This is a genomic window from Companilactobacillus bobalius (genome assembly GCF_009764355.1).
Genome location: NZ_LNUA01000031.1, coordinates 297,344 through 319,157 on the forward strand (window position 1 = coordinate 297,344; position 21,814 = coordinate 319,157).

20 protein-coding genes, 1 tRNA gene and 1 riboswitch are annotated in these 21,814 nt (G+C 35.0%); of the genes, 15 read left to right on the plus strand and 6 right to left on the minus strand.

The features are described from left to right. Window positions 1-12: 12 nt before the first annotated feature. From ATN92_RS05915 to ATN92_RS05935, 5 genes are all read left to right on the plus strand, one after another. Window positions 13-1,011 carry a Gfo/Idh/MocA family protein gene (locus ATN92_RS05915; RefSeq protein WP_056953679.1) on the plus strand — a complete coding sequence of 333 codons (999 nt, stop codon included), beginning with the start codon at window positions 13-15 and terminating at the stop codon, window positions 1,009-1,011. 1 nt (window position 1,012) lies between these two features. Then, window positions 1,013-2,218, plus strand: a complete 1,206-nt coding sequence (locus ATN92_RS05920) for a DEAD/DEAH box helicase (protein ID WP_056953680.1) — start codon at window positions 1,013-1,015, stop codon at window positions 2,216-2,218. Window positions 2,219-2,702: 484 nt separating this feature from the next. After that, window positions 2,703-2,776, plus strand: a tRNA-Arg gene (locus ATN92_RS05925). 13 nt (window positions 2,777-2,789) lie between these two features. After that, complete coding sequence (locus ATN92_RS05930; protein ID WP_087721269.1) at window positions 2,790-3,080, plus strand: TfoX/Sxy family protein; 291 nt, start codon at window positions 2,790-2,792, stop codon at window positions 3,078-3,080. A 58-nt stretch (window positions 3,081-3,138) separates the two neighbouring features. Further along, window positions 3,139-3,660 carry an acyl-CoA thioesterase gene (locus ATN92_RS05935; RefSeq protein ID WP_056953682.1) on the plus strand — a complete coding sequence of 174 codons (522 nt, stop codon included), beginning with the start codon at window positions 3,139-3,141 and terminating at the stop codon, window positions 3,658-3,660. Window positions 3,661-3,675: 15 nt separating this feature from the next. Here the strand turns inward: ATN92_RS05935 and ATN92_RS05940 are convergent, their stop codons facing one another. Together ATN92_RS05940 and ATN92_RS05945 are read right to left on the minus strand one after the other, a co-directional pair. After that, window positions 3,676-4,836: an MFS transporter gene (locus ATN92_RS05940; RefSeq protein WP_056953684.1), complete on the minus strand. Its 1,161-nt coding sequence runs from the start codon at window positions 4,834-4,836 to the stop codon at window positions 3,676-3,678. Between the two features lie 47 nt (window positions 4,837-4,883). After that, window positions 4,884-5,306, minus strand: coding sequence for a helix-turn-helix domain-containing protein (locus ATN92_RS05945; protein WP_056953686.1), 423 nt, complete (start codon window positions 5,304-5,306; stop codon window positions 4,884-4,886). A gap of 161 nt (window positions 5,307-5,467) precedes the next feature. Here ATN92_RS05945 and ATN92_RS05950 point away from each other — a divergent pair, with 161 nt between their 5' ends. The 5 genes from ATN92_RS05950 (at window position 5,468) to ATN92_RS05965 (ending at window position 9,063) form a co-directional block, all read left to right on the plus strand. After that, the gene (locus ATN92_RS05950) at window positions 5,468-5,917 is read left to right on the plus strand and encodes a DUF3290 domain-containing protein (RefSeq protein WP_056953688.1); all 450 of its coding nucleotides are present in this window, start codon (window positions 5,468-5,470) and stop codon (window positions 5,915-5,917) included. 8 nt (window positions 5,918-5,925) lie between these two features. Next, window positions 5,926-6,555, plus strand: coding sequence for a DUF421 domain-containing protein (locus ATN92_RS05955; RefSeq protein ID WP_056953690.1), 630 nt, complete (start codon window positions 5,926-5,928; stop codon window positions 6,553-6,555). A gap of 84 nt (window positions 6,556-6,639) precedes the next feature. Then, complete coding sequence (locus ATN92_RS18605) at window positions 6,640-6,810, plus strand: nitroreductase family protein (protein WP_087721270.1); 171 nt, start codon at window positions 6,640-6,642, stop codon at window positions 6,808-6,810. 14 nt (window positions 6,811-6,824) lie between these two features. Continuing rightward, entirely contained in the window at window positions 6,825-8,288 is a 1,464-nt protein-coding gene (locus ATN92_RS05960) for a multicopper oxidase family protein (protein ID WP_056953692.1), read from the plus strand. A 115-nt stretch (window positions 8,289-8,403) separates the two neighbouring features. Continuing rightward, the gene (locus tag ATN92_RS05965; protein WP_056953694.1) at window positions 8,404-9,063 is read left to right on the plus strand and encodes a YczE/YyaS/YitT family protein; all 660 of its coding nucleotides are present in this window, start codon (window positions 8,404-8,406) and stop codon (window positions 9,061-9,063) included. A gap of 398 nt (window positions 9,064-9,461) precedes the next feature. Here ATN92_RS05965 and ATN92_RS05970 read toward each other — a convergent pair whose 3' ends face one another. Then, on the minus strand, window positions 9,462-10,658 hold the full coding sequence (locus ATN92_RS05970; protein WP_056953695.1) for a GGDEF domain-containing protein: 1,197 nt from the start codon (window positions 10,656-10,658) through the stop codon (window positions 9,462-9,464). Window positions 10,659-10,905: 247 nt separating this feature from the next. On the opposite strand from ATN92_RS05970, the gene ATN92_RS05975 reads away from it, so the two are divergent. Then, window positions 10,906-12,255 carry an FAD-dependent oxidoreductase gene (locus tag ATN92_RS05975; RefSeq protein WP_056953697.1) on the plus strand — a complete coding sequence of 450 codons (1,350 nt, stop codon included), beginning with the start codon at window positions 10,906-10,908 and terminating at the stop codon, window positions 12,253-12,255. 242 nt (window positions 12,256-12,497) lie between these two features. Here ATN92_RS05975 and ATN92_RS05980 read toward each other — a convergent pair whose 3' ends face one another. Beyond that, window positions 12,498-13,181: an EAL domain-containing protein gene (locus ATN92_RS05980; protein WP_056953700.1), complete on the minus strand. Its 684-nt coding sequence runs from the start codon at window positions 13,179-13,181 to the stop codon at window positions 12,498-12,500. 69 nt (window positions 13,182-13,250) lie between these two features. After that, complete coding sequence (locus ATN92_RS05985) at window positions 13,251-13,685, minus strand: GNAT family N-acetyltransferase (protein ID WP_056953701.1); 435 nt, start codon at window positions 13,683-13,685, stop codon at window positions 13,251-13,253. Between the two features lie 204 nt (window positions 13,686-13,889). Between ATN92_RS05985 and ATN92_RS05990 the strand changes: the two genes are divergently transcribed. From ATN92_RS05990 to ATN92_RS06005, 4 genes are all read left to right on the plus strand, one after another. Beyond that, on the plus strand, window positions 13,890-15,233 hold the full coding sequence (locus ATN92_RS05990; RefSeq protein WP_056953703.1) for an FAD-dependent oxidoreductase: 1,344 nt from the start codon (window positions 13,890-13,892) through the stop codon (window positions 15,231-15,233). Between the two features lie 144 nt (window positions 15,234-15,377). Continuing rightward, a complete protein-coding gene (locus ATN92_RS05995) occupies window positions 15,378-16,586 on the plus strand; it encodes a GGDEF domain-containing protein (RefSeq protein WP_158106628.1) in 1,209 nt (402 codons plus the stop codon). A 526-nt stretch (window positions 16,587-17,112) separates the two neighbouring features. Beyond that, window positions 17,113-17,179: riboswitch (Fluoride riboswitch) on the plus strand. 92 nt (window positions 17,180-17,271) lie between these two features. Beyond that, the gene (gene eno / locus ATN92_RS06000) at window positions 17,272-18,555 is read left to right on the plus strand and encodes a phosphopyruvate hydratase (RefSeq protein ID WP_056954048.1); all 1,284 of its coding nucleotides are present in this window, start codon (window positions 17,272-17,274) and stop codon (window positions 18,553-18,555) included. Between the two features lie 10 nt (window positions 18,556-18,565). Continuing rightward, a complete protein-coding gene (locus tag ATN92_RS06005; protein WP_056953707.1) occupies window positions 18,566-20,809 on the plus strand; it encodes an HAD-IC family P-type ATPase in 2,244 nt (747 codons plus the stop codon). Window positions 20,810-20,927: 118 nt separating this feature from the next. On the opposite strand, the gene fba is transcribed toward ATN92_RS06005, so the two are convergent. Beyond that, window positions 20,928-21,797 carry a class II fructose-1,6-bisphosphate aldolase gene (fba, locus tag ATN92_RS06010; protein ID WP_056953709.1) on the minus strand — a complete coding sequence of 290 codons (870 nt, stop codon included), beginning with the start codon at window positions 21,795-21,797 and terminating at the stop codon, window positions 20,928-20,930. Between the last annotated feature and the right edge of the window lie 17 nt (window positions 21,798-21,814).

The window sequence follows — 21,814 nt, forward strand, 5'->3', positions numbered from 1 at the left end:
CGAGGTGATTTTATGATAAATTTAGGAATAATTGGGACAAACTGGATTACAGAACAATTTGTTAATGCAACAGATGAAACTAAAGCTTTTTCGTTAACACATGTCTATTCCAGGACTGAAGCTAAAGCAAATAAGTTTATTGAAGATCTTCAAAAGAAAAATATCGCCATTAGTACTGACTTGGAAAAATTCTTTAGTAGTGATGATTTCGAGACAGTTTATATTGCTTCCCCGAATGGATTACATTTCCAACAAGCTAAGTTGGCTTTGGAACATGGTAAGAATGTCATTGTAGAAAAGCCTAGTACTTCAACTGTTAGAGAGTTTACAATCTTAGATGACTTGGCACATGAGAAGGGACTCTTCTTATTTGAAGCTGCCCGTCATATTCACGAGCCAATTTTTAAGAAAATTCAGAATTACGTTGAGGATAATCGTGCTGAATTGAGCGGGGCTACACTTTCTTATATGAAGTATTCGAGCCGTTATGATGACTTCAAGGCCGGTAATTTGCCTAATATCTTCAACCCTAAATTTTCAGGTGGAGCTTTGTATGACTTGGGTGTTTATACTGTTTATGATGCCGTTGTATTGTTCGGACAACCCGAATCAGTTAATTATGTTGCTGAAATACTTTCATCAGGTATCGATGGTAGTGGAAGTCTAACATTAAAGTATCCTGAATTTGACGTTAATATCTTGATAGGCAAGACGAAAAATTCATATACCGACTCAGAAATTTACTTTGATAGAAAAACTTTATTAATGGACAGTGGTGGTGACATAACTCATGTCCAATTAGCCGATGATAATAAGAATATAACAACGATTCCAACTGTTAAGAGTGAGAACCCAATGGACTCCGAAGCAAAAGAATTTGCACGAATTATGAATGAAAATGATCAAGAAACTTATGAAAATCTCTTGAAGTACGCTAGAATTGTAAATAGAATTCTAGAACAAGCCCGAACAAGTGCAGGACTTGTTTTTGGAGCAGATGAGGATAAGTAAAGTGGAAATACCAAAATTATACCAAGATTATTTTAAACAAAATCAATTTAGTGCATTAACAAAGATTCAAGAGGCAGTCTATCTACCTTTTAAAGAAGGTAAAGATTTCGTTGCTATGGCACCAACTGGTTCCGGAAAAACTTTAGGCTTTGTGATGCCAATGTTGGAAACCTTAGTACCAAAGGATGGTTTGCAGGTGTTGATCTTAGAACCTTCCCAAGAATTGGCAATGCAAGTTAGAGATGTTATTCAACCTTTAGCTAAATTAGTGGACTGTAAAGTACAGGCAGTCACTGGTGGTGCTAATCCTCAACGTCAATTGAAGAAGTTGAAAGAAAAGCCAGAAATCATCGTTGCAACATTAGGACGCTTGAATGAATTAACTCAGGCCCGTAAGGTGAAATTAGGCAAGTTGAATACTGTTATTGTGGATGAAGCCGATGAGATGTTGAATGAATCAAAACTGGAAACAGTTCGTCAGACAATTGCTCAGATGCCAGCTGATGTCCAAATGACTTTCTTCTCAGCTACTGGTAATGATATCTTCAAAGATATGCACAAATGGTTCGGACAAGATTTCGACATTATCGATCAACGTAATGATACAAGCTATACAGCAGGTATTAAACATTACTTCATTGATGCCAATAGTGAATTTATCAAAAATGCGTTGGTTCGTGAGTTAGCTCATAACAAGAAGTTTTTGGGAATTGTCTTTTTCAATAATTCTCGTTCGTTGCATAAAGCTATCAGCGATTTGAACCATAATAAGACTAACTTTGTATCTTTGGACAGTAAAATGTCATCGCAACAACGTAAGTCAGCGATTCAACTCTTTTCCACTAAAAAGGTTAATTTGTTGTTAACAACTGATGTGGCCGCTCGTGGAATGGATATTGATAATATCACGACTATCGTTAACTACATGGTTCCTCGGGATGAGAGTGAATATGTTCACCGTTCCGGTAGAACCGGTAGAATGGGTAAGAGCGGTATTGTTCTTACTTTTGGTAATAGTCATGATTTGAAGAACATGCGTGAATTTACTAACGTTGAAATAAATAAGGCCTATCTTAAGAGCGATGGAACACTTTCTAATAAGCCTGTTGCTCGTAAAAAAACTGTGGTTAGTCATAAGGATAAGCCTAAGGCTAAGAAACGTTTACGTGATCAAAAGAATAAGGGTAAACGTCATAATAATAAATAGGCTTCTTTTGTAAGTTTGGTTAAATATGTTGTCCTCCGCAAAAGATGAAAATGCTGGTGGAACGCTGTGGGCGTGACTTGGAGCTAAAAATTGCGCACGTTGTGTGCAATTTTGGATCTTCAAGATCAGCCTCATTGTAAGTGGCAGAGCCACTAACAATGATTTCACAGCTGACCGCATTTTCATCTCTTGCTCCGGACTAGTAAGTGGTCCTATCTATTATTTTATTTCTAATTTTTAAAATAAAATGAGCAGCATCTATTCAGGATAAATATCCAAAATAGATGTTGTTTTGGTCTTTGAGTTAAATTAATAATAAGAACGGTCTCTATTGAGTATTCAAGTAAAGGATATATTTTGAATACTTAATAGGGACCGTTTTTTGAATGGATAAACATTTCTATTTGTCATTTTCCAGTATTGAATAATTGTGTATGTGAGATATAATTTTCTTATAGCTGTTTTTGTTAGCTAATTAGTTCTTGGTCCCTTGGCCCAGTTGGATAGAGCAACTGCCTCCTAAGCAGTAGGTCCCCGGTTCGATTCCGGGAGGGATCATTGTTTTGAATATGTGAAAGATGTTGGAGATGAATTTGATATCGAAAAGTTAACAGATTTGCCCAATATTGGTAAGGTCTTGAATGAGCAACTTTCTAAGATTAATGTAACTGATGTGGCTACTTTGAAGGAATTAGGCAGTCAAAAAGCTTATTTAAAATTAAAATCCTTGAAGGCTCCGGATAGATTTTATTGTATTCAAATGTTGTACTCTTTGGAAGGTGCGATACAAGGTGTTCCTTATACAAAACTATCTTCTGAAAAGAAAACAGAACTTTTAGATTTCTTTAGAAAAAATAAATGAATTACTCATGTCTAGCAAATTAGATGTGAGTTTTTTATTATTATAACGAGGTTAAATTATGAAAGAGATTAAATGTAGTGATACTTTATCTATTAGCAATCATCGTGTGTTTTCGTCTGATTTAAATGAACATGGGACTGTATTCGGTGGTAAGACTTTAATGATTATTGATGATAACTCTTCGATTGCAGCTTCACGACTGGCTCGAATTGAAACGGTCACAGCATCGATTGATCAAGTTAACTTTATTTTGCCGTTTGAATTGCAGGATTCAATGTGTACGGAATCTTATGTTTCCGGGGTAGGTAGAACTTCAATTGAAGTATTTACAAAGGTTATCGGTGAACATTTGAAAACGGGGAGACGTTTCTTGGGATTGACTTGTTTTTCTACTTTTGTCGTAACGGATAAGGATATCTTTTTACCAAGAATTGCTCCTGATAATGAAGAGGCTGAATATGTTTGTAGCGGCTACCACGAGCGTCAAGGTGAACGTTTTAAGAAATTATTGGCACAAGAAGGATTTAATAAAAATATTAGTTTGCAGTTTCCATGGCAATCAAAAAAAGACGCAGAATAATATCTACGTCTTTTTTTATGTTCGAGAAATAATTTGATTCAATTTTAAATTAATTAATAGGGCACCTAGAGCAAAAATGGCACCACCGAATCCGACTTGATAGAGCCCAAAGTTACCAACAATTAAAGATCCAACGGCCGAACCTAGGGAGATTCCCAGATTAGAAGCAATGGGATTTAATGAGGATGCTAAAGCAACTGCTTGAGGATATGATTCTTCGGCAATATTTAAGAAATGGATTTGGATTGGAGCATTGATCAAATACATGACGACACCGACGATAAGTAGGTTAATTAAACCAAAGTATTTGTTGTGAATCAGGAATGGTACGGCCAGAAGAATAAAGAATTCAACTGCATAAACTTTCGGCATGAACTTGAGACCGCCATGTTCAGCAATTCGACCAGATAACTGATTACTTACTAATGAAGCGAATCCGAAGACGGCTAGGAAAATACTCAAACTGGCTTTGGAGAACCCAAGTGTACCGTAGAGCGGTTGAAGATAAGTATAAATAACGTAAATGGCTGCAATGGCAAAGAAGGGTAAGAAAAATCCAACGTAAATGCGGGGATCCTTGATCAATTTGAATTGGCTTTTCAAAGGACTGTTGATTTGTTCAAATTCTTTCGGTAAGGAAATCATCAATAAAATTAACGTTATAACGCTAACTAATGAAATGATGAAGAAAGTCATACGCCAGTCAAAAACAGTACTGATAGCGGTACTAAAGGGAACTCCAAAGACTGAAGCAATACTGAATCCTGAGAAAATCCAAGATACAACTGTCCCTTGTTTAGAACGAGGAGCGATAACATTTGAGAAGGTCATTGATAGAGAAATAATTGCTCCAGCAACTGAGGCCGCGATAACGCGAGAAATGATTAGAACAGTATAATTGCTAGCAAATCCACTCAGAGTATTACCTAGAATAAAAATTATGGTCAGACCAATTAAAGTGTAATAGCGATTAAAGTTTCCTAATAATGAGGTAATGATCGGAGTACTGATGGCGTAAATCAATCCGTAGGCAGTAATCAGTAGGCCGACATTGGCGATGGATACATGGTAGGTTTTAGAAATATTAGAAAGAACACCCATGACTAAAAATTCATTGTTGCCAAGAACGAACGACAATAGCACGAGAATTGTAGTTTGAAATTTGTAATTGTGCATATTTTTTCTCCTTTTTTGAGCAAAGAAAAAAGAATCACGAGGATTCTTTAATTGGTCTCCGTAGTTAGGATTGCTTCTCTTAGAGCTTGAAAATCTTGGCTTGAGAAAGACTCATTTAGTGATTTATTAACCACTTCAGAGGCTTCTTTAAAATGTTCAATACCAGATTTGGTAATCTTTAGGCAAACCTCTTTTTGATTGTCGTCGCTGTGATAACGAATAATCGGTTTGCAATCTTTATTTTCTAAACGTACGGCCATTCTTGAAACAGCTGCAGCACTTAATTTAAGTGAATCCTTAATTTCCAACAAACTAGCTTTGGAATCGTATTGATCATAAAGGTAGTGTAAAAAACTGAATTCAACAGGTGACAAATCGTATTTAGTTAGTACTTTTTCTAATTCCACTTGGACGTCATTTTCAAAATGTTTCATGTTCAACCAAGTACATAGGTTCGAAGTATGATTCATATTTATCACCCCTAACGTTAGATATTAACTTTTATGTATTATGGAACAAATCAATTGCTTGCGCAAGAAAATAATTTTTATTAAGGGATTGTTTGATAAATCCATGGCGTCAGCTTTTTGCTATACTAATCGTAAATAAAAAAATAGTTGAGGGGATATAAATGAGTTTTTATTCATATCAATATTTGGTGGAACATAATAATGAACCGAATATCTTATTCATTATAGGAGTCTTAGTACTAGCAACAGCTATTTTTATAACTAGTTACTTGTATTTTAAAAATCGATCTGACAATAAATATCGTGATTTGTTGATTATCTTTGGATTGGGAATCTTTTTATTTATTGGTATTAATTACAATAATTATGAACAGCAGTTGGACATTAACAATAAAACTAATCAGACCTTGAGCCTAATGCAATCAGTTGCTAAGGATAAAAAAGTTTCGAAGAACAAGTTATATTCTAATAGCTCCAGTTTGACAGAAGGAATGTTGATCAAAGCAGGTAAGGATATTTATCGTGTCAGTTTTGATAATAATTTGAGCAGTTATACACTTTCCAAAGCCAATATAATTAGCTCACAAAAAATACAATTGATTAAGAAATAGGTGACATAATGGTATTACAATACGGTGATTTAACTTTAAAATTTATTATAGGATTCTTATTCATGGTCTTGCAGATCAATCTGTTTGGACGTGGAAATATTGCTCCAACTAGTGCTATTGATCAACTTCAAAATTATGTCCTTGGTGGAATTGTCGGTGGTATGATTTACAATTCCAGTATCACAATTATGCAGTTTGCTTTGGTTTTGTTGATTTGGACATTGGTGGTCTTTATCGCTAAGTTTTTGACTAACCACAATAATTTCTTCAAGAAAGTTATTGAGGGTACACCACAAATAATTGTTAAAAATGGGCATATTGATGTTAACTTGGCTTTGAAAAACGGTTTGTCAGCCAATGATTTATCATTTAAATTGCGTCAGGCTGGTGTCTTGGATGTTAGAAATGTTAAACGTGCCGTTTTTGAACGTAATGGTCAGTTAACGATTATTTTGAAAGATGAGGATAGTTTCAAATATCCTTTGATTTTGGATGGCAAAATTGATATGGATGAGTTATCAACATCAGGCAAGGATGAAGCTTGGGTTGAAGAAGAATTGAAGAAACGCCATCTGGATGTAGCAGAAGTTTATATGGCTAATTATATTAATGGTGAGTTAGTTGTATATAAATATTAATTTTTTAGGTTAGCCAAAATTTCATTTTCATAAAAGGGTAACTGTATTAGAATGAAGTTGTAATAACTTTTGGTGGTGATAAATATGGCAAGTGATTCTAAGGCTTTCTCATTGATCATGCTAATTTTTTATGCAATTTTATTGTATTTTATCTTTGCTGATAAAAACATGATAGCCATGTACATGATGGGTATCGGTATGTTTGTTGAGGCTTTAGTAAATTGTGTTTGTACGTTTCAATCAAAAACTAAATAGGGTGGCGATTATGAATGTCAGAAACAAAAGTTTACAATAATTATTTCTTTGATGAACCAGTATTTGATTTGCACGATGGAGGTTATATACCACTAGAAAAAGTGGATATGCCTGATCATCCGTTGAATATTCCTGCTGCTTTGAAGCCAGACAAGGTAGACGGAAATGATGTTTATTACACAATTACAGCGCAAGAGGGTGAAACTCAAATTTTGCCTGGTGCTAAGACTAAAACATGGGGCTACAATGCTTCATTGTTAGGTCAAACAATTGTTTTAAAAAAGGGAGTTCATTATCATGTACATCTTGTTAATGAATTGCCAGAAGTTACTACTTTCCATTGGCACGGATTAAACGTTACGGGACCTATTGTTGATGGTGGTCCACATGCTCCAGTTTATCCAGGTGGTAGTCGTGATATTGACTTCACTTTGGATCAACCTGCACAGACTGATTGGATTCATCCACATCCATGTCCAAATACAGCTCGCCAAGTCTGGAATGGTTTAGCTGCAGCTGTTGTGGTAACTGACGATGAGGAAGCTAAATTACCTTTCCCACGTAATTATGGTGTCGATGATATTCCGGTTATTTTGCAAGATAGAAGTTATCATGACAATCAATTGGATTACAAGAAAGACTACGATATTGATGGTACTTTAGGTAAGTATGCTTTAGTTAATGGTACGATCAACGGTGTCTTTGATGTAACAACACAACGAGTTCGTTTAAGAATTTTGAATGGTTCTGATCGTCGTGAATGGCGTCTTCACTTTGATGATAATCATGAGTTTACTCAAATTGCTTCAGATGGTGGTACTTTGCCAGAACCAGTTAAATTAACTAAGTTGATGTTGACTTGTGCTGAACGTGCTGAAGTTATTTTAGACTTTGGCGACAAGAAGCCAGGTGATGTGGTTACATTAATGAGTGATGATATGCCAATTATGAAATTCAAGATTGGTCAATATGCTCCAGATGATACAAAACTTCCAGAACATCTAACAACAATTGATGCACCAGAAGTAACACCTGGACTACCTGTTACTCGTACAGTTATGTCAGGAATGGACGATCAAGTTAGACTTGATGGTAAACTCTTTGATATGCAGAGAATTGACCGTCGTCAAAAGATTGGTGATACCGTCCTTTGGGATGTTGTAAATACTAATGATATGGATGGTGGAATGATTCATCCATTCCATATGCATGGTTGTCAATTTCTTGTTATTAGTCGTAATGGTAAAGAACCATATCCTAATGAACATGGTTGGAAAGATACTGTAGGTGTCAATGCTGGTGAAACAGTTAGAATTGCTGTTCAGTTCACTAAGTTTGGTGTTTACATGTATCACTGTCATATCCTAGAACATGAAGATACAGGGATGATGGCACAGATTGAAGCTTATGATCCTAACCATGAGCACAAATATCATCTATTAAGTATGGATGAAATGAATCACCCAAAGAATAAATAAAGTCTCATTGACAACGTTTTCAGTCTACTTTAAACTAATTCTTAGTAATTAGGCTGTAAACAAATAGACAATACCAATTACAAGATTGGCATTGTCTATTTTTATTTTGGGGGATATGAAAGTGGAAGATAACAGTTTTAGGAAGCGTTTAGGATTCTTGATTTTTGCAATCGTATTGGATGCTTTTGCTAATGCTTTAATGATTGACAGTAATATGGGAAGTGCAGTATGGACAGCTTCGGCGGTCAATATTTCAACATTACTACACACCAGTTATGGGACAACATTATTTATCTATGCTGTTATTGTAACTATCGTGAATCAACTGTTGTTAGGAAAATTTGATAGTCATATCTTTATTTCTAACTTATTATTCTCATTGCCATTTAGCTATTTAGTTGGCTTTTTTAGCAATATTTTGAATCCGTTCAATTTAAATTATCTTCCAATTTATTCACGCTTTTTAGTTGATCTACTAGGTTTGATTTTTGTTTCAATGGGAACTTCGATCTATCAAAGATGCAATTTAATTCAACATCCCAATGATGAAATGGCCTATCTTTTGAGATTTAAATATTTACATGGTTCAGCTGGATGGGGACAGTTGGTCAGTTACACACCACCAGTGATTATCATGATAATTTGCTTCATATTAACGGGACATATCTTATCAGTGGGAATTGGAACTATTCTAGCGATGTTCTGTCAAGGTATTATTATTGGAATTTCGGATAAGATAGTTGTTCCTTCGTTGAAACATCATTATTCATTTTAGATGTCATAAAAGAAAATTTTAAAAATAATGTGAGTTATTAAAAAAAGAGTTAAGATTATCGATTTATACTATTGCGGTCAGACTGAACATGGTTTACTATGACATATAGGGACTACCAGATTTAAAAACAACTGATTCCTTCCCGACGGTGAGATTAATTTCTCACTATTTTTTTGTCCAAAAATAAATAAGCTTCAATTCAAATTGGGTTCTTACTCAAGTGGGGTTGTAACTAAATAACCAACTAATGTAGTTGAAGTATGTCGTTTTTCGTCAAAATCTGTGCTTTAAGATTTTTAGCTCCGCATAATTCCAAAAGAAATTTTTAATCAAAAGAACGGCCTCTGTTAAGTATTCAAGATATATCCTTTACTTGAATCTCTTAATGGAGACCGTTCTTATTTATTTTCGTCAAAATCGTAAATCACGTCTTCGACAGTCATTTTATTGCGACCAGCATTTTTTGATTTATAGAGGTAATTGTCAACTCGGTTAAAGAGATCAGTAAAACCAGTATCGGATGATTTCAATTCAGAGACTCCAAATGAGACACTGACATTTAATTTTTTACCATTTAAAAAAAGGGGTGCACTGTATAGAGCATTTCTAAGATCAACTATAATTGGACTACATTCTTCAGCCGTTTTATCACGGAAAATAATGATAAATTCTTCACCACCGAAACGAAAAATTTCTCCGTGGGTCTTACGAAGATATAATTCACGCTCCATAGTGTGAGCTACATGTCGTAAAACTTCATCACCAGTTGCATGTCCGTATTTATCATTAAATAGTTTGAAATGGTCGATATCAAACATTGCCATGGTCAAAGGGACTCTATTCTCATGAGAATACTTATCATAGATTTCTTTAGAGCTTTTATCTAAATTAGAGCGGTTTCTGATACCAGTCAGTTCATCATAATTAACAGCTTTTTTTAGGGTATCGTATCCAGCCAGCGTTAGTTGCATCTTATGTTCGCAGAACCTAATAATTGCCATATAAATGACAAAAACGATCAACATATAAAAAATATTCGAAAATGAAAAACTGTGGTCGACCCAGAGGAGAATCCACCAGGCAATTCCGTAAAGGATTTGTAGAGCTAAGTACTTAATGGTACTGTCCTGTAAACGATCAGTTTGCCAGTAGATATAAATAACAATAGCAACTAAAAAGATATAGGAAACGATGAAGTAAGGCAATTTAACATTAGTTAATCGTTGTAAGTTATTAGATTGATGATAGGCAAAGGGCATTAACAGATTAATTAGTAGGGTAATTTTATTTCGTAAGAGATACATGGAATAAAGCAAGATGGTTAGTTGTGCATTAGCATATAACCAACCATTATTAACGGAACTATTATTGAGCACATGGAAGGTTTGCTGCAAGATAATCATGGAACCTGCTAAAATGGCACCTTCGGTAAGATGAATCGGTAGTCGAATATAGATAGGTGATTTATCGGTGATTCTGCGCTCTAATCCGTAAGAAATAATTGTAATAATAGTAATTAAGCCGATTGTAACTAAGGTGATAATAGTTGAGGTGAGATTAAAATAGTTATTAATAATCTCTTTTAGGATATTCAAAATGACCTCCGTAAGAATTTATTTGAATAAATACACAAAACGCGTGTTCATGAGTCCGTGATGTAGTATTATAAGACATTTAGTAAATAATTACCCCTAAAGAATATTATGTATCAGTATACACTTATTTATTTATAAATTTATAAGTTTATAATAGGGGGTAAAGCAATAAACATTTCTAAAGTTATGCTTGATTGTTCGCTTTTTAATGTAAAATTTACTCAATTTTTGAGAGGGGAAAGATCGGATGAAAGTAGTAGTTGTAGGGTGTACACATGCTGGTACAGCAGCGGTAGAACAAATTCTTCAAGAACATCCAGATACGGAAGTTACCGTATATGAACGTGATGATAATATTTCATTTCTGTCATGTGGAATTGCATTATATTTAGGTGGTAAAGTAAAACGTTTAGAGGACATGTTCTATGCTAGTCCTAAGGATCTGGAAAAACTTGGTGCCACAATAAAAATGAAGCATGATGTTCTAAAAATTGATTCAGAAAAGAAAACATTGATGTGTGAAAATATGGAGACACATGAAATAATTAACGATACTTATGATAAGTTAATTATGACCACTGGCTCAACCGTAGTAGTGCCACCTATTATGGGCATTTCCGATTCAAGAATTCTGATGTGCAAGAGTTATGCACAAGCAAGAGCAATTCATGATACGGCCAAAGACTATAAGCATATTGCCATCGTGGGTGGTGGTTATATTGGAGTAGAGTTGGCTGAAAGTTATGCTAATACAAATCATAAAGTTACTTTAGTTCAATCGAGAGATCAGGTTTTGAACCACTATATTGATCCTGATATGTCTGAAAAAGTAGTTGATTTGTTAAAGGAACATAATGTCGATGTTTATTTGAATGAAAATGTTACTGGATTCAATCGTGATGATGATGACAATGTTGTTATTGAAACATCTAAAGAAGATCACAAGGCTGATTTGGTAATTGTCTGCACTGGTTTTGTTGCCAATACTGGTTTACTACGTGGACAAGTAGATATGGATCGCCGTGGTGCCATTATTATTAATGAATATACACAAACATCAAATCCTGACATTTATGCTGCAGGAGATGCATGTACGGTTTACTTCAACCCTACACATGAACATGCTTATATGCCTTTAGCAACTAATGCTATTAGGCAAGGTGCTTTGGCCGGTATTAATGTATTTGGCAATATTCAAAAGTACATGGGTACTCAAGCAACTTCAGCCATGGAATTGTTTGGCTACACGATTGCTTCTACAGGTCTAACATTAGGACATGCTCTAGAACATGGTTTGAATGCAGATGTAGTTGAATACCATGATAATTATCGTCCTGCTTACATGCCATCAACGGAGATGTTAACAATTAGATTGGTTTATGATAAGGATACACGTTTGATTTTAGGTGGTCAGTTATTCAGTAAGCATGAAGTTGCTCAATCAGCTGATACTTTGTCAGTATGTATTCAAAACAAGAACACAATCGATGATTTAGCTTTCATGGATATGTTGTTCCAACCTAATTACGATAATCCATTTAATTATTTGAACTTGGTTGCTCAAATGGCTGTGGCTAAGGAACGTAAAGTAAAATAATCTTTTGAAATAATAAAGAGGAGATACCGACTTTTGTTGGTATCTCCTTTTTGGGTTTGGTCGTCTGAGTTTGATAACCATTATTTTTTGTTTTATAACCATGGTTCTATGCTGAATAGTGGAAACGAGCTGCGCAGGCCAATTTCTTCCGGTTTGCTACAGTCATGAAATTGCCCGCAAGGTACACGGTCGATTCCATGACTTAGGCAAATCCTCGGAAATTCCCAGGCCTGCTCCGCTCTCTAGAATTCGTCGTCGTCTGCTTTTAACTTCAACAATCTAGGTTTTCCATAATAATATCCCTGACGTAGATCTATTCCTAACTTATCAGCTAGAGCATCATCTTTTTCGTCTTCTATTCCTTCAAGAATAAAGCGAATATTTTCTTTTCTACATATGTCGCGCCAATAGATAACTTTGCTTTCAATATCTGGGTCGCGTAACTTTTCACCAAAGTTCTGAATGGCAAATTTAATTTCGGCTGCTAAAGGTATCATATCTTTGATTTGATCTATTTGATTTGTTCCGGTTCCACAGTCATCAAGACTGAAGTCCATTCCATAATCAATGAATTCTTTAATCAAGGAAATGTATTCTTCATTGCTCCAATTTTTGCTTGGTGTATCTTCGGTTAGTTCTACTACTAGTCTTAGTGGACGCAGAATTCTTTGTGCTTCAATAATAGCATCACGAACTTCTTCGTCCATTAATTGATTACGATTGATATTTACTGAAACGGAACCAATCTTTAAGGATAATAATTTCGTTGTAGCAACTAAAACTTGTGCCATAAGGTGAGAAGGGACGTCGGAAAAGTTTGCGGGTGGACGCCATCCTTCCGGCTTCTTTTCTTTCATTAATAATTCATAACCGATCAATGAATTATTCACCTTATCAAGCTGGGGTTGAATAAAATATCTGTACATAATGTACTCCTTTGTTAGTCCTAATCGATTCTTGATTAATCACGTGAATAATGTACCGAACAAATAATACTACAAGCTTAGTTTCATGTCATGATGAAGGATTCCGGCTTCTTGGTACTGTTCGCCGACAACTTCGAATCCTAACTGTGTATAGAAAGCTTGGGCATGATCCTGAGCTCCTAAAACAATGTAATTGAAATTATGTTTTCTAGCATAATTGAAAATATATTTTAGAAGATCAGATCCTAAATGTTGGTGACGAAATGGTTTTAATACAGCGACTCTTTGAATATGGATTCCATTGTCAGATGTAGTTTGGAATCTAGCGGTGGCTGCAGCTTGCTGATTGCTGTAAAGAACAAAATAGGTACATTTGTCTTCGTCGTTATCTATTTCAATTTCAGCGGGAACGTTTTGTTCATCCACGAAAACTTTTTTACGAATATCCACACTGTCGTGATAGATATCAGAATTTATATCATTAGAAGATTTAATTTTGTTCATTGATTACCACCGCTTTTAAAAAAGTCAATACACTTGTTATTATATTACAAATACTCTGCCGTGCATTATCGATATTTGAAATTTAAAAAGTCCATTTATAATATATAAAAAATTAAATAGATTGATATAATGTAACTAAGTGTTTATATAAGCTTAAGAAGCAGAGAGTTATTTATTTGGGTACTTTAGAGGAGGAACCGACTGTTGAAAGTAATCGTTGTCGGATGTACACATGCTGGAACAGCTGCAGTGGAAAAAATATTAGAGAAACATCCAGATACGGAAGTTACCGTATATGAACGTGACGATAATATTGCGTTCCTATCATGTGGGATAGCATTGTATTTAGGAAGAATCGTCAATCGACTAGAAGACATGTTTTATGCCGATCCAACTACGCTTGAAGGTTATGGCGCTAAGGTTCATATGAAACATAATGTTATTAAGATTGACTCAAAAAATAAGAAGATTGTTGTTCAAGATCTTAATACACAAGAAATTTTTGAAGATAGTTATGATAAGTTGATCATGACCACTGGTTCAGAGGTTGGTGTGCCACCAATTGGTGGTATGGATAATCCTCGTGTTTTGTTGTGTAAAAGCTACGATCAAGCTAAGAAGATTTATGAATCAGCTTTGAACTACCCTAGTATCGCTATTGTTGGTGCAGGATATGTCGGAGTGGAATTAGCTGAAAGTTATGCTAACACTGTTCATGAGGTAACTTTAATTCAATCAAGAGAACAAATTCTCAATAATTATGTTGACGAACCCCTATCACAAACAATCATTGAAAAACTTAAAGAGCATGATGTTAAAGTTGCATTAGGTGAACGTGTTGCTGAAATTGAAGACGGTGATCAATTAACCATCAATACTAAAGCTGGTCATAGTTATAAGGCCGACTTAGTAATTGTTTGTACAGGCTTTTTTGCCAATACTGACTTATTGCGTGGACAAGTACAAATGGATGGTTATGGAGCCATTTTGGTTAACGATTATATGCAAACTTCAGATCCTGATATCTTTGCTGCCGGTGATTCTTGTGCAGTTAAGTTCAATCCAACTGGTGAAATGAAATACATTCCACTGGCTTCTAGTGCAGTACGTCAAGGTACTTTGGCAGGTTTGAATATTTTTGGAAATGTTCGCAAGTATATGGGAACACAGGCTACCACAGCAATGGCATTATTTGGTTATACATTAGCCGAAACCGGATTGACTTTGAAAAAGGCTCTGGCAAATGGATTGAATGCTGATTGCGTTACATACCACGACAATTATCGTCCAGATTATATGCCAACGACAGAAATGCTAACAATTTATTTGATTTATGATAAAGATACGCGAAAGGTCTTAGGGGCACAATTATTCAGTAAGCATGAAGTTGCTCAATCAGCAAATGCTTTGTCAATCTGTATTCAGAATGAGAATACAATTGATGATTTAGCCTTTGTCGATATGCTGTTCCAACCCAATTATGATAATCCATTTAATTATCTCAATTTGGTAGCACAACAAGCAATTGCTAAAGAAGATAACAATTAGAAAATATTAAGGACAAAACTTTTTTTAGTTTTGTCCTTTTTTTGAAAAATATATATGAATATGTATAATGTGATACTTTTAATTTAATAGACAGTTCATTCATGCTAGACTTAATGTTATAAATGAATGTGCGAGGGGTTCCTTTTGGGTAATTTAATGGAGATTTTAAGAATCTGTTTTAGTGCAAATGCCTTAGTAACGGGAATAGTCACAATCGGTTTAGTTACTATTATTACTTATATATCTTTTATATTGGAACGAAAAGTCAGCACAGCATCGTCCTTCTTTAAGAAGGTGGGGATAAATATAGCTGAAATGCTGCTATTACTTTTAATGTTGTTGTTGGTTACCATTGTTTTCAAAAGTTTGACAGGTGGTTCGCAAGTTGAGTTGGGAGGATTGCTAGCCAACGCTGAATTAACGATTTTATTCTATGGCCTGTTTATTTTCAATAATCGCTTAATTATTTTATTGAATGTTTTTTTGCCATTTTTGTATCATCCATCGTCAGATATTTCGAGAATTCAAGGACCATATGCATGGTTGTTTATTGTTTCTTATCTTATTTTAATAATTGTGATTGATTATTTATATAGTCATAAAGAAGTTTTAGCAATTTCTAATTACCGATATTTATCATCACAAATGTTGTTTGGAATCTGTTGGTGGATCTTTATTTGGATTGATTATAGATTTCCATTAGTTGATATTATTGGAATGTTGATTTTATTCGAGTTTTATATGTTTGTCGTACGGATAATTGAATTAAAAATGAGTACTTACATGCATGCGTATAACGATTTGGAGAATAAAGTTAATTACGATGCTTTAACTGGGGTCCGTAATCGGGCAAATTTGAATAAGGTTTCTAAAGAATTCTTTGAAAAATATAGTCAAAGTTCAGTACCCTTAACAGTGATGATGTTTGATATTGACCGCTTTAAAGAATTTAATGATCATTATGGACATGAAATTGGTGATGAGGTTTTACGTCATGTTTCACATACGGTTGAACGTGAACTACATGTCGATGGCAGTCAGGGACAATTATTCCGTTATGGTGGCGAAGAGTTTGTGATTTTATTGAAGAATGTTGATACGAAAAGAGCTCAAGAAATTGTCAATCGTATTAACCAAACCTTAATAGAAATGCCGCTATTTATTCAAGGAACTCAATTAGATGTAACGCTATGCTTTGGCGTAACGATGCTTCGTAAAACTGATGAGTCCTTTGACGAAATATTTAAAAGAGTCGATGAATATCTCTATCAATCAAAGAATAATGGGCGTGATGAGATGACTATCGAGGGTAAAATTTTCCAATATGAAAAAGTACCAATGATCAAGATATAAAAAACAGCCAGGCGGGGAACCTGACTGTTTTTTATATAAGTCGATTTTTAGTAGGAGCAAAATTAATATGTCATTGAATGATGGGGTATTCAACTAACAGGAGATCAAATTTGGTCTGGGAGTTAAATTTTAGGCAAATCGAAGAATTGAGTGAGCTCCTACTTCACAAACCAACTACTAGAATAAGTATTTAAGCATAGAATTAGATTTTCTACATGGGAGGCACGAGATAGGACTTTGAAAACTACTTATTCTAGTTGTAAACAAAGTTGCTATATGTGGTCCTCCTTTCTATGTTAGCGCTTTCTTTATGGTACAAATGAAGTATAGCAAGTTTTTGTGAATTTCACAATTTCTATGCTCACGATTCAAAAAATATTATTGTGCCAAGTGTTAGTGACAGTATGGATTGAATGATAAATATAATTATTTTTTGTTTAAACAAAAGATTTCACAAGCAAATAAATACTCATAAAAGTGAATGAATATACTTGTTTAAATAAAAAAAGTATTATACTATGAATTTGTTCGAAGAGGCGATGACGTTCGCCGAAAAATATTACTTAATCGTAATTGATGACGTCTACTCTATTTAAAATACCAATAATAATTGAGGAAAATTATTGAGGGTCTTTTAATGTGGAGTAGTCGTCTTTTTTTTATGATTAAGAAGGGAGTATTTATTATGACAAAAGTAACAATTGAGAATGTTAAGGCTAGGGAAGTATTTGACTCACGTGGTAACCCAACAGTTGAAGCAGATGTTATTCTTTCAAATGGCATTTTGGGTCGTGCTAGTGTTCCTTCAGGTAAATCAACTGGTGATAATGAAGCGGTTGAATTACGTGATGGTGGTGACAGACTAGATGGCAAGGGTGTTTTAAAGGCCGTTAACAATGTTAATACTTTGATCAATGATAAATTAAAAGGTGCTGATCCTTTCAATCAAGCTCATATCGACCAAATGATGATTGACCTTGATGGCACTCCAAATAAAGCTAAGTTAGGTGCTAATGCTATTTTAGGTGTTTCAATTGCCACAGTTCGTGCTGCAGCTAATGCAGAAGGAATTCCTGTTTACCGTTATCTCGGTGGTGTTGATCTAGAATTGCCACAAACATTCCACAATGTTATTAATGGTGGTGAACACGCTGATAACGGAATTGATATGCAAGAGTTCTTAATTACACCTATCAAACGTACAAGTTTCCGTGATGGATTTGAAAAGATTGTTAACGTTTATCATCAATTGAAGAAGAATCTTGAAAAAGAAGGCTATCAAACAGGCCTAGGTGATGAAGGTGGATTTGCTCCTGATCTTCCGTCAAGTGAAGCTGCCATTGATGAATTAAATCGTGCGATTAAAGATGCTGGTTACGTTCCCGGTGAAGAAATTGGTATTGCCTTTGATGCTGCTGCTTCTAGCTTTGCCCAAGATGATGGTTCATATTTGTTTGAAGGTAAGAAACGTAGTGCCGAAGAAATGGGTACATACTATGAAGGTTTGCTAGATAAGTATCCAGCAATTGTTTCAATGGAAGATCCCTTTGGTGAAAATGATTGGGAAAACTTTGCTAAATTCACACAAAAGAATGGCAAACGTGTTCAAATTGTTACTGATGATAATGTATGTACAAATCCTGCACTCTTCAGAAAAGCTATCAAGAAGGGTATGGCTAATAGTTTCTTGATTAAGTTGAATCAAATTGGTACTGTGACTGAAACAATGGAAGCTATCCGTGTTGCTAGAAAGAATGGCTATACAACAATGATGTCACATCGTTCTGGTGAAACTGAAGATTCATTCTTGGCTGACTTTACAGTGGCAATGCATGCTGAACAATTGAAGTCAGGTGCTCCAGCACGTGGTGAACGTCTAGCTAAATACAATCAATTATTAAGAATTGAGGAAGAATTAGGCAAAGAATCTAATCTAGCTCATTTCCCAAATGATGTGGACTTTGACTAATCAATAAATCATGAAAGAAAAATATGGACTTACCACACCAGAGGTTGAGAAACTCAGACAAGAATACGGATATAATGAGACGCCAAAGATTCAAAAATCATTTATCAGTTTGATTTTAAAACGTTTGGTTGGTCCAATTCCTTATGTAATCGAATTAGCTTTAGTAATTGAGTTGATTTTAGGTAACTTTATTCAAGTTGTCTTTATCTTTGCCCTATTACTATTTTCAGCAATTGATGGAGCCATTCAGGAGAATCGAGCTTCAAAATCAATTGGTGAATTGGATACAAAATTGATTGCTTACGCAAGTGTGCTTCGTGATAGTAAATGGCAAAAATTATCGAGTCGGGAATTAGTTCCTAGTGATTTGATTCATTTGTCAGTCGGATCAGTTGTTCCAGCTGATTGTAAAGTAGTTAAGGGTGCCATTTTAGTTAATCAATCAGTTATCACTGGTGAAACGAAAGCTGTTACTAAAGTAGAAGATGATGAGTTATATTCTGGCTCAACGATTATCGAAGGTACAGCGGATGTAACAGTTGAAAAAACTGGTGTTCACAGTAGTCTAGGTAAAACAACAGAATTGGTTAGGACAAACGAAGCTCCAGGTAGATTGGAAAATTTACTTTTTACAGTTGTTAAGTATTTGGCCTATTTGGATGTTGTTTTAGCAGTCATTTTAACTATTACTGCATTGATTAGACATACACCGTTTCTTTCATTATTACCATTCGTAGTTATTCTATTTGTAGCTACAATTCCTATCTCAATGCCATCGAGTTTTGCGGTTGCCAACTCTTTAGAAGCAGGCAGTTTGTCGAAAAAGGGTGTTTTGGTTAGCGGGCTTACTGGTATTCAGGAAGCTGGTTCGATGAATGTCTTGTTAATGGATAAGACCGGAACAATTACCAAGAATAAACCGGTAGTCGATGAAATTATAAGTTTGAACGGGTTGGATAAAATGCAGTTATTCAAATATGCATTAGCAACCGTCAAACCCAGTAGTGTCAGTCCGCTTGATTTAGCAATCCTACAAAAAGCTAAGTCGGATGATATAGTTTCAATTGAAGTGAAACAACAAATTTCATTTGATCCTAAATTGAAAGGTGCAAAAGCCGTTCTCAACAATGGTGATGAAATATTTTTGGGATCACCTGTAAAAGGTAATTTAGAGAATCAAGTAAAATCTAAAATTGACGAACTATCACAGCAGGGATTGCAAGTAATGGTTTTGACTATCAATCAGGAAGCCATTGGTTTGATAACTTTTAAGGATCAAATTAAACCTGACATGCCAGAAACAATTGCTGCATTAAAGAAGCAGGGAATCACTGTTTTAATGTTAACTGGTGATACAGTACCAACAGCTCAAGCCATTGCACAAAAAGTGGGTCTAAATGATCGAATCGGTACAGTTGATGAAGCACTATCTGCTCCTTTGTCATTTGGAGGATTTGCTGATGTTTATCCAGAAGATAAATTCAAAATTGTAAAATCCTTACAAGATAAAGGTTACGTTGTTGGTATGACAGGTGATGGTGTCAATGATGCGCCAGCATTGAAGAAAGCTGATGTTGGGATTGCCATTGATACCGCAACTGACATTTCTAAGTTAGCTGCAAGAATTATTCTGACAGAACCTTCTTTAAAAGGAATCATGGAATTGGTAGATGCTGGTCATCGAGTTTATCAGAGAATGATGACCTGGTTGATCACTAAATTGGCAAGAACAGCTCAATTAGCACTTTTATTAACTATTGGTTATTTATTCACTAACTTCTTCCCAGTTTCGTTGAATATCATCGTTTTTATCGTTATTTTTAACGATTGTGTTACTTTGACGTTGGGAACTGATCGAGTAAAAATTAATCATTTGCCAGAAGCTTGGAATTTGAAGAACCTATCGAAAATTTCGGCTATCTATACAGTTGGCTGGTTAATATTAGGATTTGCAATGTTGTGGTATAGTGTCAAATTTACTAGTTTCACACATGCCCAAATTAGCGGAATATTATTTGTTTACTTGATTTACTCCGCAATGGGGATGATTCTTTCAACAAGAACGAGAGATCATTTTTGGTCAATTAAAACAAGTAAATCAGTGGGGACCGTTATATTTATTAATCTAGTTCTATCCAGTTTGATAAGTATTTTATGGTTGCATACAGCGGCTTTAAATGTATTGGCTGTTTTCTTGATTTGCTTTGTTATGTTCTTAGTATTGGATTTGATTAAGGTTTCTTATTACAAATAAGATTAGTAATTATAAAAATACCCTATTAGAATTGTCCTTGATGTATAGGATTTCTAATAGGGTATTTTAGAACAAAAAAAACAGGGACCGAAGTCTCTGTTTTTTATTTATCAAATAATTATTTGATTGAAGGTGTACCGAACCATTGGATACGTTCCTTAGTTGTTTCAGTAATAGCTTTAGCACCAGGTGCAAGCAATTTACGTGGGTCATAACCCTTTTCATCAATATCCAAGTCTTTCTTAGCTTCGATATATTCACGTGTTGCTTTAGCGAATGAAAGTTGTAATTCAGTATTAACGTTAACCTTTGAGATACCCATTGAAACAGCCTTGATGATTTGTTCCTTAGGAATACCTGAACCACCATGAAGAACAAGTGGTGTCTTGATAACATCAGCTAATTCCTTAAGACGGTCAAAGCTTAAACCTTTCCAGTTGTCAGGGTAAACACCATGAATGTTACCAATACCGACAGCAAGGTAATCAACACCTGTAGCAGCAAGAGTCTTAGCTTCTTCAACATCAGCTAATTCACCTAAACCAACGATACCATCTTCAGTACCACCGATTGAACCAACTTCAGCTTCAACAGACATGTTCTTAGCATGAGCTAATTTAACAATTTCCTTAGTCTTTTCAAGGTTTTCTGCGAATGGAAGGTCATGACCATCGAACATAACTGAGTTATATCCAACTTCGATACATTCCTTAGCAGCTTCGTAGTTACCATGATCCAAGTGCATTACAACTGGAACTGTGATACCCATTGACTTGATTGTGTCTTGTACAAGGTGTAGACATAGTTCATAACCACCCATGTACTTAGCAGCACCCATTGATGTTTGAACCAAGATAGGTGTTTGTGTTTCTTGGGCAGCAGCCAAAATTGAGCGTGTCCATTCCAAGTCGTTGATGTTAAAAGCACCAACAGCATACTTGCCTTTACGGGCGTTATTGAAAATTTCGTTACCGTTTGTTAAAACCATCGATAAACCTCCATAAA

What these genes read in the sequence shown, in the direction of transcription:
- ATN92_RS05965 (WP_056953694.1), top strand. Translation starts at nt 8,404, where the DNA reads ATGAAAGTGGAAGATAACAGTTTTAGGAAGCGTTTAGGATTCTTGATT.
- ATN92_RS05940 (WP_056953684.1), bottom strand. Translation starts at nt 4,836, where the DNA reads ATGCACAATTACAAATTTCAAACTACAATTCTCGTGCTATTGTCGTTC.
- ATN92_RS05960 (WP_056953692.1), top strand. Translation starts at nt 6,825, where the DNA reads ATGTCAGAAACAAAAGTTTACAATAATTATTTCTTTGATGAACCAGTA.
- ATN92_RS05945 (WP_056953686.1), bottom strand. Translation starts at nt 5,306, where the DNA reads ATGAATCATACTTCGAACCTATGTACTTGGTTGAACATGAAACATTTT.
- ATN92_RS05955 (WP_056953690.1), top strand. Translation starts at nt 5,926, where the DNA reads ATGGTATTACAATACGGTGATTTAACTTTAAAATTTATTATAGGATTC.
- ATN92_RS06005 (WP_056953707.1), top strand. Translation starts at nt 18,566, where the DNA reads ATGAAAGAAAAATATGGACTTACCACACCAGAGGTTGAGAAACTCAGA.
- fba (WP_056953709.1), bottom strand. Translation starts at nt 21,797, where the DNA reads ATGGTTTTAACAAACGGTAACGAAATTTTCAATAACGCCCGTAAAGGC.
- ATN92_RS05980 (WP_056953700.1), bottom strand. Translation starts at nt 13,181, where the DNA reads ATGTACAGATATTTTATTCAACCCCAGCTTGATAAGGTGAATAATTCA.
- ATN92_RS05950 (WP_056953688.1), top strand. Translation starts at nt 5,468, where the DNA reads ATGAGTTTTTATTCATATCAATATTTGGTGGAACATAATAATGAACCG.
- ATN92_RS05935 (WP_056953682.1), top strand. Translation starts at nt 3,139, where the DNA reads ATGAAAGAGATTAAATGTAGTGATACTTTATCTATTAGCAATCATCGT.
- ATN92_RS18605 (WP_087721270.1), top strand. Translation starts at nt 6,640, where the DNA reads ATGGCAAGTGATTCTAAGGCTTTCTCATTGATCATGCTAATTTTTTAT.
- ATN92_RS05915 (WP_056953679.1), top strand. Translation starts at nt 13, where the DNA reads ATGATAAATTTAGGAATAATTGGGACAAACTGGATTACAGAACAATTT.
- eno (WP_056954048.1), top strand. Translation starts at nt 17,272, where the DNA reads ATGACAAAAGTAACAATTGAGAATGTTAAGGCTAGGGAAGTATTTGAC.
- ATN92_RS05985 (WP_056953701.1), bottom strand. Translation starts at nt 13,685, where the DNA reads ATGAACAAAATTAAATCTTCTAATGATATAAATTCTGATATCTATCAC.
- ATN92_RS05975 (WP_056953697.1), top strand. Translation starts at nt 10,906, where the DNA reads ATGAAAGTAGTAGTTGTAGGGTGTACACATGCTGGTACAGCAGCGGTA.